Genomic DNA, 12,570 nt, shown 5'->3' with positions numbered 1-12,570 from the left:
GCGACCTCTGCCACCTTGAACCCACGATCGGTCACTTGCCGGACCGCCTCGATCTTGAACTCATCCGTATACCGCTTACTGCTCATGGACACCTGCGAATCAGCCATTTTCCATGGCCTTGAGATGTCTAGGAAACCCTGGGCGTATCAGTGGATTTCAGCAGACTTTGCTGGATGCTCCACAGGCATAAACCACTGTGGGATCAAGGTGCTGTGGACTTCGGTAGAAGTCCACAGCATAAAAATTGGAGCGGGAAACGAGACTCGAACTCGCGACCTCAACCTTGGCAAGGTTGCGCTCTACCAACTGAGCTATTCCCGCGTGGAGCAAAATTGTACAGCTTGTTACTTCGTTGCGCCAGTCCTGTCGTCGTTGCCGACGCATGGAACAACGCATGCAATGTGGAGGCCTGGGCCGGAATTGAACCGGCGTACGCGGATTTGCAGTCCGCTGCATAACCACTCTACCACCAGGCCGAAACATCAAACCCAAGGCATCCTGCCTTGAAACAACGAGACCTCCGGCAAGGGGCCTTGTCTACATCTGGAGCGGGAAACGAGACTCGAACTCGCGACCTCAACCTTGGCAAGGTTGCGCTCTACCAACTGAGCTATTCCCGCTTGGGAGGCGAAATTCTACAGCGAACAGCATCGCTGTCAACTATTGCTTTCGACTTTTTTCGGTTTACTGGTGATCGCGGCTTTTTCGTCGGCGCGCAGGCTCGGCCAGGCGGCCTGCAGGTACTGGAATCCGGACCACAACGTCAGCAGTGCGGCGATCGCCAGCGTCCAGTAACCGGCGCGGAAGATCAGGTTGCCGAACCAGATTTCGTGCGTGGGCATCTGCCCCGGCGTCACCGAATACAGCAGACACAGCAGCGCGACCATCTGTGCGGTGGTCTTGACCTTGCCGATCACCGCCACCCGTACCTTGGCACGCTGGCCGATTTCGGCCATCCATTCCCGCAATGCGGAGACTGCGATTTCGCGGCCGACGATGACCGCCGCCCAGAACGCCATCCATGGTGTGGGGTGGCCCTGCACGATCAGGAACAAGGCCACTGCGACCATCAACTTGTCGGCCACCGGGTCCAGGAATGCGCCGAAGGCCGAATACTGGTGATAACGCCGCGCGACCCAGCCATCCAGCCAGTCGGTGATGGCAGCCAGCGCGAACACGCCGGCGGAGGCGAAATTGGTCCAGGTGTACGGCAGGTAGAACACCACGACCAACACCGGGATCATCACGATCCTCAGCAGTGTCAGCCACGTGGGGATGGTCAACTTCATTACGGACTCGACTCGCCTGCCGCATCGGGAAGCGCCAGCCCGTGCAGGTTAGCGTAGATTCGCGCGGCAAGTGCGGCATTGACGCCCTCCACCCGCGCAATCTCGGCCTCGCCGGCGGCCTTGAGCCCGACCAGGCCACCGAAATGCTTGAGCAGGCTCGCGCGTCGGCGCGGACCGATGCCGGGGATATCCTCGAGCTTGCTGGTCATGCGGGCCTTCTGGCGGCGGCCGCGGTGACCGGTGATCGCAAAGCGGTGCGCCTCGTCGCGCACCTGCTGGATGAACTGCAGTGCCGGCGATGCCGCACCCGGCCGCAGTTCGCGGCCGTCGGCCATGATCAGCGCCTCGTGCCCTGCCCTGCGCTCCTCGCCCTTGGCCACGCCGACCAGCAGCACATTCTCGATGCCCAGATCGGCCAGCGCGCCCTTCGCCTGCGCGAGCTGACCGGCGCCGCCGTCGATCAGCAGCACATCCGGCAGCACGCCGTTTTCTTCCACCGCGCGTCGAAAACGCCGTTCGATGGCCTGACGCATCGCCGCGTAGTCGTCGCCCGGCGTGATCCCGGCAATGTTGAAGCGCCGGTATTGGCCGCGCACCGGGCCGCTGGCATCGAACACCACGCACGAGGCCACCGTCGCCTCGCCCATGGTGTGGCTGATGTCGAAGCACTCCACCCGCCTGACCTGCTCGGCCAGCCCGAGCATCTCGCGCAACGCCTCGCTGCGTGCGTACTGCGCGCTCTGGCTGGTGAGTTCGGTGACCAGGGTCAGCTGTGCATTGCGCGTCGCCAGCAGCAGATAGCCGGCACGCTCGCCGCGCACGTTCCACTTCAACGTCACCTTGTATTCGGCGGCGGTGCTGAGTGCGGCTTCGATCAGCTCGGCATCGGGAATTTCCCGATCGAGCAGGATCTCGCGTGGCGGCGAATGTTCGGCGTAGTACTGCGACACGAACGCAGCCAGGATTTCGTCCGCGCTGTCTTCGCCATTGGTCTTGGGAAAGAACGAGCGCGTGCCCAGGTTGCGGCCGTCGCGAAAACTCAGCAGCAGCACGCAGGCCTGGCTGGCTTGCGTGGCGCAGGCCAGCACGTCCAGATCCGCCGCGCGGCCATCCACATACTGGCGGTTCTGCATGCTGCGCAACGAGGACAGCAGATCGCGCAGGCGTGCGGCGCGCTCGAACTCCAGCGCCTCGCTGGCCTGCTGCATCGACTGCATGATCTCTTCGCCGAGCTGGTCGCTCTTGCCCTCCAGAAACATGGTGGCGCGGCGTACCGATTCGGCGTAATCGGGCGCGGCGACCAGCTCCACGCAGGGCGCGCTGCAGCGGCCGATCTGGTATTGCAGGCACGGCCGCGAGCGGTTGCGGAACACGCTGTCTTCGCAACTGCGCAGCTTGAACAGCTTGTGCATCAGGCTCAACGTTTCGCGCACGCCGGTAACGCCGGTGTACGGGCCGAAGTAGCGCCCCTGCACGGCGCGCGGGCCACGATGCAGGGCGATGCGCGGCCACTGCTCACGGGTCAGCAGCACGTAGGGATAACTCTTGTCGTCGCGCAGCGACACGTTGTAGCGCGGCGACAGCGACTTGATCAGCTGGTTTTCCAGCAGCAGCGCCTCGGCTTCGCTGCGGGTCACGGTGACGTCCATCCGCGCGACCTGCGACAGCATCGAGGTCAGCCGCGCATTTTTCGGCGTGCCATTGAAATAGCTGCCCACGCGCTTGCGCAACGCACCAGCCTTGCCGACGTACAGCAAGGTGTCGTCGCCCGCGTACATGCGGTAGACGCCGGGCGCGGTGCTCAATTGCGCAGCAAACGCCTTTCCATCGAAATCGGATTGGGGCCTTGCGTTCATTCTTCTATCGAAACATCGCGCAGTTCGCCGCTGGCCAGGTCGTAGCGCAGCACCGCATGGGCATCGGTCTCGGCGATCCACACCGCACCGGCGGCGACCGCCAGACCGGCCGGGCCATGCAGGCGGCGTGGCAGCGCGACGGTGGTCAGTTCACCGCCGCCCAGACGCAGGCGGCGCAGGCGACCGTTGCCGGTGTCGGCAATCCACAGCATCGGCGAATCGGCAGCCAGGGCGATGGCTTGCGGAAACTGCAGCCGCGCAGTGCCGCGCGGGCCGTCCTCGTCGCCGAACTGCCAGGTGCCCTGCCCGCCGACCAGGGTCTGCACCAGATCGCCACGCAATTGCATGGTGCGGATCGACGAGCCCAGGCCATCGCAGATGTAGGCCACCTGCTGCACCGCGGCCAATCCTGCCGGCTGTGCGAACGCGGCCAGATGCCCGCTGCCATCGCGCGCCTCCAGCGCACCGGTGCCGGCGCGTGCGCTCAATGCGGCGCGGCCCAGGTCATAGCTCCAGATGCGGTTGTCGCCCGCCATGGCGATCAACACCTGGTTGTCGGCAACGGCCAGGCCTTGCGGGTAGTTCAGCGCCGAGGCACCGGCGAACGCCAGCGGCCCCTCGACCGGCTCGCCGGAGCGCCCGGTGCCGCACAAGGTGTCGACCTGCCCGCTGCGCAGGTTGATGCGACGCAGGGCGTGATTGCCGGTGTCGGCGACATACAGCTGGTCGCGCTCCAGCGCCAGGCCTTGCGGACGCCGGAACGCCGCCTCACCGACGCCACCATCGATGAAGTCCGCGTTGCCGTGGCCGAACTGGCGCAGCACGCGGCCGCCATGCGTGCATTCGAGCACGCGGTGATGGCCGGTGTCGGCGATGTACAGGCGGTCCTCGGTGGCGGCAAGACCGGTTGGAAACCGCAGCTCCAGGCGCGGCTCGGGATCGCGCTCGGCCACCCCATGCAGATCGGCATCCGACGGCGGCGGCTGGCCTTCGCACAGGGCGACCAGCGCCTTGTCGAGATCGCCGGTCGCGCCGACGAGGCGCTGACGCTCGCGGCCGTAGGCATCGAGCAGCACCAACGTCGGCCACGATTCGATGCCGAAACGGCGCCAGGTCTCCCAGTCCCTGTCGAGCAAGATGGGCGCACTGACACCATGGCCGCGCAGTTGCTTGAGCGCGCGTTGCGGCTCGCGTTCGCTGTCGAAGCGCGGCACCTGCACCACGATCACCTGCAGCCGGCCGGGGCTGCGCGCCTGGAACTGCGCCAGCTCGGCCAGGCGCTCGGCGCACCACACCGAGCTGGCATTGACGAATGCCAGCACCAGCGCCCGCCCGCGATGCTCCTGCAGGGTGGATGGCCTGGCATTGAGCCAGGTAGGAAATTCCGGCAATTCCTGGGTGAGCTGGGCAGTCATAGCGTAATTATGCCCAAGCCCGATTAGCTGCGGGTGAGTCTGGCCACGGTCCGGCGCGCAGCGCTATCGACCAGTTGCCAGGCACGCTCGAAATCGTCCATGTCGCCGCTATAGGGGTCGGGGATATCGTCACGCGCTTCCACACCCGCCCAGGGCAGCCAGAGCGCGACCCTGTCGCGCAGCGGCGCCGGGGCGAGCCGCTGCAGATCGCGCAGATTGCTGCCATCGGCGCACAGCAACCAGTCGAAGTGTTCGAAGTCGGCGCCACCCACCTGGCGCGCGCGCAACCCGGAGATGTCCACGCCATGGCCGCGTGCACAGCGAATCGCGCGCGGGTCCGGCGGATCGCCGGCATGCCAGTCGCCGATACCGGCCGAATCGACCTCGATCCGCCGCGACAGCCGTGCCTGGTACAGTCGCGCACGCAGGGCGCCCTCGCCCATCGGCGAGCGGCAGATATTGCCCAGACACACGATCAGCACCCTCATGCCGCTGCCACGCGGGTTTGCGCGCGCGCCAGATCGTCCGGGGTGTCGATACCCTGCGGAAACTGCTCCGGCGTCAAGGCCACCGCGATGCGGTAGCCGGCCTCCATCACGCGCAATTGTTCCAGCGACTCGATGCGCTCCAGCATGCCCGGCGGCATTGCGGCAAAGCGCTGCAGAAATCCTGCGCGATAGGCGTAGATCCCGATATGGCGCAGCCATTGCCCGTCATCGGGCAAGCTGTCGCGCTGACTGGCGAAGCTGTCGCGATGCCAGGGAATCGGCGCGCGACTGAAGTACAAGGCGTCGCCACTTGCGTTACGCACTAGCTTGACCACGTTCGGATCGAACAGTTCGTGCGCGCTGTCGACCTGTGCGGCCAACGTGGCCATTTCGGCGCCGGAGTGCAGCAGCAGCTCGGCCACCGCACGGATGCCGGCGGCCGGCGCGAACGGCTCGTCGCCCTGCAGGTTCACCACGCAGGTCTCGGCCTCCCAGCCGGCGATGCGTGCGCATTCGGCAAGCCGGTCGGTGCCCGACACATGCTCGCTGCCGGTCATCGCCACATGCACACCGGACAGGCCTTCGATCAGCGCGGCAATGCGCGCATCGTCGGTGGCTACCCAGACCTCGCGCGCGCCGGCCAGCAGCGCCCGCTCGGCCACATGCTGGATCATCGGGCGCCCACCGATCAGTTGCAGCGGCTTGCCCGGCAAGCGCGTGGAGGCGTAGCGCGCGGGAATGGCGACGACGAAATCTGCAGGGGTTGTGGTGGCCATGCGTGCGCGCTCTGGAAAGCAGGAAGAGTGGAAGAAACGAGATAACCGAATCGCATGCTGTCGTTGTGTGATTGAGCGAAGTCGCGGTGGTCAGTTGGGCAGCGATGCCCTACATCGGCACCAGCACGCCGCTGCATGCACTGCTATGCACACCGACCATCTTGATTGGTCCTTGCCCCTCCAACGTCGCGGGACCTTACGCGGTATGGATGCCGCGTAAGCACCTGCATGGATGTCCTTGCGGTGTGTCCCGCGACGGTGTGTCGGCAAGGACCCTGCAACCAAGCTGCAGATCGCCCTACCGGCGCAGCGTTCACACGCCCTGCCGGCTCGCCAACTTGTCCAGGCGATCCAGCAGGCTCACCCAGAACGCCGCCGGCAGCTCCGCCTTGAGCGGTACGCTGTACAGCCACTCGTCGGCAAATGGCCTGCACTTCACTGCATCCTTTTCCGTCATCAGCACCGGCAGGCGGCTGCCGAAGCTGAAGTCGGCGGCGCGATAGACATGGTGATCGGGAAAGGCATGCGGCACCACGCCGATGCCGCGCGCACGCAGCATCGCGAAGAAACGTTCCGGGTGCGCGATCCCGGCAACGGCATGCACGCGCTGGCCGGCCAGCCTGCTCAATGGTTGAGCGCGCTTGCCATCCATCGGCTGCACGCTGTCGATGCTCAGGCGCATCTGCCATTCGCCGAATCCGGCGTCATCGGGCGCGGGTGTGGTCGCTGCTGCGCTGGCCTGGCCCAGATTGACCACGCGGAAATCGCAGTCGCGTGCACGCGCAGCCGGCTCGCGCAGCGGCCCGGCCGGCAGCAGGCGCCCGTTGCCGTAGCGGCGCTGGCCATCGACCACTTCGATCTCGACATCGCGGGCCAGCCGATAGTGCTGCAGCCCGTCGTCGCAGACGACGATGTCGCAGCCCGCTTCCGCCAGGGCGCGCGCCGCAGCCAGGCGATCGCTGTCCACGCGCACGCGGGCGCCGGTCTTCCAGGCGATCAGGACCGGCTCGTCGCCGCCGAGCGCGACCGGCGTGTCCGCCTCGACCCAGCGTGCCGTGCCCGATTCGTCCCGGCCATACCCGCGGCTGGCCACGCCGGGCGTCCAGCCGGCCTCCTGCAACCTGGCGACCAGGGCAATCGTCAACGGGGTCTTGCCGGTGCCGCCGGCAGTGACGTTGCCCACCACGATCACCGGCACCGGCACGCCGTGGCGCTTGCGCCAGCCGCGGCGATACAGGGCGCGCCGCAGCGCGATGGCAGCGCCGTAGACCGGCACCAGCAGGCGCGCCGACAGCGGGATCGGCGCATTGTCGTACCAGTAACCCGGCGTGCGGGTGCCGCGCTTGCTCATGCCTGACGTTCGCGAAACTGCATGCCGTGCAGGTGCGAGTACAAGCCGCCCTGCTCCAGCAATTGGTGATGGGTGCCGCGCTCGACGATACGGCCCTGATCCATCACCAGCACCTGGTCGGCATGCTCGATGGTGGACAGGCGGTGCGCGATCACCAGCGTGGTGCGGTCCGGCATCAGCTTGTGCAGGGCGTCCTGCACCAGCCGTTCGGATTCGTTGTCCAGCGCCGCGGTGGCCTCGTCCAGGATCAGGATCGGCGCGTCCTTGAGCATCGCGCGTGCGATCGCCAGACGCTGGCGCTGGCCGCCGGACAGGCGCCCGCCCTTGGTGCCCACATGCGACTGCAGGCCGTCGGGCAATTGCGCGACGAACTCCATCGCGTTGGCGCCCAGGATGGCGCGTTCCAGCTGGCCGGCATCGGCACTGCGCATTTCGCCATAGGCGACGTTGTCGGCGATGCTGCCGTCGAACAGCATCACCTGCTGGCCGACCAGCGCGATCTGCCGCCGCAGATCGGCCAGCGCGTACGCCTGCACCGGGTGTCCGTCGAGCAGGATCTGCCCGGACTCTGCCTCGTAGAAGCGCGGGATCAACTTGATCAGGCTGGACTTGCCGCTGCCCGAGCGCCCGACGATCGCCGTCACCGTGCCCGGTTGCGCCACGAAACTGACATCGGCCAGGGCCGGATTCGCCTGGCCCGGATAGCGTGCAGTGACATGGCGGAACTCGATCAGGCCCTTGGCGCGCGTCAGCGGCACCGCGCCCTGGTCCGGCTCGTCGGGACTGTCGAGCACCGAGAACAGGCGCTCGGCCGAGGCCAGGCCGCGCTGCACCATGTTCTGCACATTGGTGAGCTGCTTGAGGCCCGGAATGATCGTCAGCATCGAGGTCATCAGCACCACGAAGTCGCCGGCCGTCAGCCGCCCGGCCAGGGCCTGGGCCCCGGCCACGAACAGCAGCGCCGACAGACCGATCGCACCGATCATCTGCACCGTGGCGGTGGAAATGCCGCGCGTGGATTCGACCTTCATGGCCAGGCGCAGATTGCGGTCGGCCAGCGCGCCATAGCGCTCCATTTCGGTCTGCTGGGCACCGTAGATCTTGACCTCCTGATGGCTGGACAAGGTCTGGTCGGCCGCCTGCAGCAGATGCGCGCCGCTTTCCTGGATGCTGTGGCTGATGCGCCGGTAGCGCCGCGCCACCTTGTCCATCACCCAGGCCAGCACCGGCGCCAGCACCAGGATGGTCAGCGTGACCTGCCAGCTATGCCACAGCATCAGCGCCAGCGCGCCGATCACCTGCAGCGATTGCTGGATCATCACCTTGACCGCATCCACCGCCGCCTGCGCCACCTGGTCCGAGTCCGAGCCCAGCCGGATCAGCATCGACGGCACCGGCTCGGAATCGAAGCGCGATCCCGGCAGGCGCAGATATTTGGACATCACCTTGACGCGCAGGTCGCGCGCGATGCTGCGTGCGGATTTGCCCATCGCCATATCGGTGATGTAGCCGGCGACCCCGCGCACCACGAACAGCAGGATGATCTGCACCGGCAGCCAGCGACTGACTTCGGCATTCTTGTAGATGAAGGTCTCGTCGGTGATCGGCTTCATCAATGCCAGGAAGCCGGTGGTGCCCGCCGCTTCGATCAGCGCGGCAACCAGCGCGGCGACCAGCAACAGGCGATACGGCTTGGCGAAGGCCAGCAGGCGACGGTACGTGCGCCAGGACGACACTGGCGCCGGGCGGTCGTTGGAGGTGGTCACTGGCGGGTTCCGTTGGTGCGGGTCTGGCCGGTCGTCGGTGTCGCCCCGGCTTGAGGCGCTGTGGCGATCGCGATGCGGCGGAAGCCGAGTTGTCCCAATGCATCCTGCGCGGTCACCACCGCTTGATACGGCGTGCGTGCATCGGCGCGCAGCAACACCGTCTGCTCACGGTCGTCGCCGGCGAGCTGGGCGATGGTCTGCTTGAGCGAGTCCACGTCCGAACGCAGCACTTCCTGGTCGTTGATGAAATAACGCCCATCGGCATTGACCAGCACGCTCAGCGAACGTGGGGGTGTGCTGCTGTGCTGGTCGCTGGCGGTCGGCAGCTGCAATTGCAGCGTGGAGCGTGCGTCGAAGGTCGTGGTCACCACGAAAAAGATGATGAGGACGAGGATCACGTCAATCAATGGCACCAGATCGATATGCGGCTCGTCCTGGCCTCGGTCACTGCCGATGTGCATCCGTCAGCCCTTTGCCATGACGGGTTTGCCAGCTGCCGCGACCGGCGCCGTGGCGGCTGGCACCACGCGGCCGTCCATCGTGTCCAGCAACAAGGTGGCTTCCTGCTCCATCTCGATGATGTAGCCGGCGATGCGGCCCTTGAAGAAGCGATGCGCCATCAATGCCGGTACCGCAATGATCATGCCGGTGGCCGTGCACACCAGCGCCTTGCCGATGCCGCCCGCCAGCTGGTTCACATCGCCCACGCCGTGATCGAGGATGCCCAGGAACATCTGGATCATGCCGACCACCGTGCCCAGCAGCCCCAGCAGCGGCCCGGCCGAGGCGATCGTGCCCAAGGCATTCAGATAGCGCTCCATGCGGTGCACCACATGCCGGCCGGTGTCCTCGATACGCTCGCGAATCAACTCACGCGGACGACCACGCACGTCCAGCGCCGCAGCCAGCAAGGCACCCAGCGGCGAATTGCGCCGCAGCGACTCGATGTGGCTGGGATCCAGTTTGCCGCGCGCGGCCCAGTTGCGGACCTCCTCGCCCAGACCTGGCGGGGTCACCTCGTTGCGGCGCAGGCTCCACAGACGCTCCAGCACGATCGCCAGGGCGATCACGCCCAGCAACAGCAACGGCACCATCGGCCAACCGCCTGCCTTGACCAGCTCCAACACGATTCGATTCCTCCGGCAACGCGGCCGCCTATTCGCTGGTCGCTAGGATAGCAGCCGACCGCCGCCGTTCCGCAGCATCCCAGAGCCGTGGCTGCCAACGCCGCCGCTCGCGTACCTGCAGGCCGTCGGCGCCCAGCCAGACCCGGATCGCCCCGGCCTGGGCGGTGTCGAGCAACTCGGCGCCACTGCCCTGCCAGCGCTGCACCACCTCGGCACGCGGGTGACCGAAGCGATTGCCGTGCCCGGAGGACACCAGTGCCAGCCGTGCGCCGGTGGCGGCGATGAAATCGGCATGCGAGCCGTCGGCGCTGCCATGGTGCGGGACCACCACCAGATCGGCACGTAACTGCGCGGCATGTTCACGCAGCAGGCGGCGCTCGACGAGCTCGCCGATATCGCCCGGCAACAGGGCGCTTCCATACCGCGTCTGGATGCGCAGCACGCAACTGGACTGATTGCGCAGATACGGAAAGCCGGCGCTGGGGTGCAGGAAGCCAAAGCGCACGCCGTCCCATGCCCATTGCTGACCGGCACGGCAGCGGCTGCTGACGTCCAGTGGCGCCTGTGGCGGTGCCGCCGTCATCGCAACGGGCAATCCCGCACGCACCGCTGCATAGCCGCCGGCATGGTCGGCGTCGGCGTGACTGAGCACGATGGCATCCAGGCGGCGCACCCCGAGCGCGCGCAGGGCCGGCAACACCACCCGTTCGCCGGCATCGAAGCCATCGCGCACCGCCGGGCCGGTGTCGAACAGCAACGCATGCCGTTGCGTGCGCACCAGCACCGCCAGGCCCTGCCCCACGTCCAGCACCTGCACATCGGCCTCGCCGGCCGCGGGCAGCTCGCGGTCGGGCCACAGCAGCGGCAACCACAACAGCAGCGCCATGGATTTGCCGGGCGTGCCGCGCGGCAGCAGCAACCAGAACGCACCCAGCAAGGCTGCGACCAACGCGAGCGCATCGGACTCGGGCACCCACCACAACGCCACCGAGGTCTGCCCGAGCCAGACCAGGCCCGGCCAGGTCAGTTCGAAGCACCAGCCGGCCAATCGCCATGCCCACACACCCGCTCCCGGCAGCACCGCTTCCAGCCCGGTGCCCAGCAAGGCGAGCGGCACCACCACACAGGTCCACCAGGGAATGGCGACCAGATTGGCCAACGGCCCCACCAGCGATGCCTGCCCGAACAGGCTGACGGTCAACGGCAGCAGGCCGACCGTGGCGACGGTCTGGGCGGACAGGAAGCCACGCACGACCGCGCGATCGTCCGACGGCAGGCACCACACCAGCCAGGCCACCCCGGCAAAGCTGAGCCAGAAGCCCGCCACCAGCACGCTCAGCGGGTCCCACAGCAGCACTGCCAACACCGCCAGCGCGAGGATCTGCACGGTGCTGGCACGCCGCCGCAGCACCCGCGCCAACGCGACCACGGCGATCATCAGCACGGTGCGCACCGTGGGCAGCGCCAGGCCCGCCAGCACCGCATAGCCTGCCGCGCCGAGCAAGGCGGCGACCGCCGCTGCGTGGGAACGCGGAATCCGCGTTCCAAGCGCGGGCCAGGCTCGCCAGAGTCCGGCGACCAGCATGGCGAGGAATGCAGCGACCAGCCCCACGTGAAATCCCGAGATCGCAATCAGATGGCTGAGCCCGGTCGCGCGCAGGGTGGCCCAGGCTGCGTCGTCCAGCCCGCGCGTGTCGCCCAATGCGAGCGCGCGCAGATAAGGCGCCGATGATCCGGGCACGCGGTCGGCAATGCGCTGCGACATCGCTTCGCGCCAGGCATCCACGCCGCGCGGTGCTGCGGTCTGCCGCGCCGCAATCGGCACCCGCACATAGCCGCTGGCGGCAATGCGCTGCGCCAGTGCCTGCCGCTCGGCATCGAAGCCACCGGGGTTGCGCAAGCCGCGCGGCGCACGCAGCTTGAGCCGCAGCTGCCAGGCGGCGCCCGCGCGCAGCGCGGCACGCGGCCCGATGCGCTCGGCACCGAAGTCGTCATACCAGGCCAGCTGCAGCAGCTTGCCGCGCAGCGCGGCAGGCTGTGCGGGATCGTCATCCACACGCAGCTGAAAGCGCGTGCGGCGTGGCTCGGCGACCGGCAGTTCGACAATCTGCCCGCGCACCGTCAGTTCCCGCGCTTTATCCTGCGGGCGCAGTTGTGCCTGCAGGACGCCGGCGACCTGCCAGCCCATCAGGCCGAAACCGAACATCGCGCAGGCCAGTGACCCCACCAACACGATCCGCCGCGGACGCAGCCATCTGCCGAGGCCGATGCCCAGCACCGCTGCAGCAAGGCATGCCGCATAGACCGCACGCGACAGCAGCGCAGGCGACCACGCGCACATCACGATGCCCAGCAACAAGGCCGCTGCCGCGGTCATCGTGGAGACGCGCTGCGGCGTAGGCGGTGCCTGTGCTGACGCATCCATGCTGTCGGTCGCCATCCCGGCCGTGGTCCATCCACCGACTCACCTTAGACCAGCGCCTGCGTCGGGCACAGCAGCGA

The 12,570-nt window shown here is 67.3% G+C and carries 10 protein-coding genes, 3 tRNA genes and 1 pseudogene; all 14 read right to left on the bottom strand.

The annotated features are described in order from the left end of the window. A partial coding sequence (locus XarbCFBP7408_RS22305; protein ID WP_146093739.1) for a transposase occupies nucleotides 1-86 on the bottom strand: 86 nt, incomplete at its 3' end. A 159-nt stretch (nucleotides 87-245) separates the two neighbouring features. Next, nucleotides 246-321, bottom strand: a tRNA-Gly gene (locus XarbCFBP7408_RS04990). A gap of 81 nt (nucleotides 322-402) precedes the next feature. Continuing rightward, nucleotides 403-476, bottom strand: a tRNA-Cys gene (locus XarbCFBP7408_RS04985). 68 nt (nucleotides 477-544) lie between these two features. Further along, nucleotides 545-620, bottom strand: a tRNA-Gly gene (locus tag XarbCFBP7408_RS04980). 36 nt (nucleotides 621-656) lie between these two features. Further along, nucleotides 657-1,289: a CDP-diacylglycerol--glycerol-3-phosphate 3-phosphatidyltransferase gene (gene pgsA / locus XarbCFBP7408_RS04975; RefSeq protein ID WP_016902574.1), complete on the bottom strand. Its 633-nt coding sequence runs from the start codon at nucleotides 1,287-1,289 to the stop codon at nucleotides 657-659. Then, nucleotides 1,289-3,145, bottom strand: coding sequence for an excinuclease ABC subunit UvrC (gene uvrC / locus XarbCFBP7408_RS04970; RefSeq protein WP_104561895.1), 1,857 nt, complete (start codon nucleotides 3,143-3,145; stop codon nucleotides 1,289-1,291). The genes pgsA and uvrC overlap by 1 nt, the downstream gene beginning before the upstream one ends. After that, nucleotides 3,142-4,560: a hypothetical protein gene (locus tag XarbCFBP7408_RS04965; protein WP_104561893.1), complete on the bottom strand. Its 1,419-nt coding sequence runs from the start codon at nucleotides 4,558-4,560 to the stop codon at nucleotides 3,142-3,144. The genes uvrC and XarbCFBP7408_RS04965 overlap by 4 nt, the downstream gene beginning before the upstream one ends. 23 nt (nucleotides 4,561-4,583) lie before the next feature. Beyond that, nucleotides 4,584-5,048, bottom strand: coding sequence for a low molecular weight protein-tyrosine-phosphatase (locus XarbCFBP7408_RS04960; protein WP_104561891.1), 465 nt, complete (start codon nucleotides 5,046-5,048; stop codon nucleotides 4,584-4,586). Further along, nucleotides 5,045-5,824, bottom strand: coding sequence for a 3-deoxy-manno-octulosonate cytidylyltransferase (gene kdsB, locus XarbCFBP7408_RS04955; protein ID WP_104561889.1), 780 nt, complete (start codon nucleotides 5,822-5,824; stop codon nucleotides 5,045-5,047). Before kdsB ends, XarbCFBP7408_RS04960 begins: the two co-directional genes overlap by 4 nt. A 313-nt stretch (nucleotides 5,825-6,137) precedes the next feature. Next, nucleotides 6,138-7,175, bottom strand: a complete 1,038-nt coding sequence (gene lpxK / locus XarbCFBP7408_RS04950) for a tetraacyldisaccharide 4'-kinase (protein WP_104561887.1) — start codon at nucleotides 7,173-7,175, stop codon at nucleotides 6,138-6,140. Then, nucleotides 7,172-8,941 carry a lipid A export permease/ATP-binding protein MsbA gene (msbA, locus tag XarbCFBP7408_RS04945; protein WP_104561885.1) on the bottom strand — a complete coding sequence of 590 codons (1,770 nt, stop codon included), beginning with the start codon at nucleotides 8,939-8,941 and terminating at the stop codon, nucleotides 7,172-7,174. Before msbA ends, lpxK begins: the two co-directional genes overlap by 4 nt. Beyond that, nucleotides 8,938-9,402 carry an ExbD/TolR family protein gene (locus tag XarbCFBP7408_RS04940; protein WP_104561883.1) on the bottom strand — a complete coding sequence of 155 codons (465 nt, stop codon included), beginning with the start codon at nucleotides 9,400-9,402 and terminating at the stop codon, nucleotides 8,938-8,940. The genes msbA and XarbCFBP7408_RS04940 overlap by 4 nt, the downstream gene beginning before the upstream one ends. Before the next feature lie 3 nt (nucleotides 9,403-9,405). Further along, entirely contained in the window at nucleotides 9,406-10,068 is a 663-nt protein-coding gene (locus tag XarbCFBP7408_RS04935; RefSeq protein ID WP_039514427.1) for a MotA/TolQ/ExbB proton channel family protein, read from the bottom strand. Continuing rightward, nucleotides 9,962-12,508 (bottom strand): annotated as a pseudogene (locus tag XarbCFBP7408_RS04930) (DNA internalization-related competence protein ComEC/Rec2); the annotation flags it as partial. The pseudogene XarbCFBP7408_RS04930 and the gene XarbCFBP7408_RS04935, both read right to left, overlap by 107 nt. Nucleotides 12,509-12,570: the final 62 nt, after the last annotated feature.

This window comes from Xanthomonas arboricola pv. guizotiae, from assembly GCF_002940205.1.
In the GTDB taxonomy this organism is placed as follows: Bacteria; Pseudomonadota; Gammaproteobacteria; order Xanthomonadales; family Xanthomonadaceae; genus Xanthomonas; species Xanthomonas arboricola_C.
Note: the sequence above shows the minus strand (reverse complement) of the source record. Positions and strands in the feature narration are given on the sequence as shown.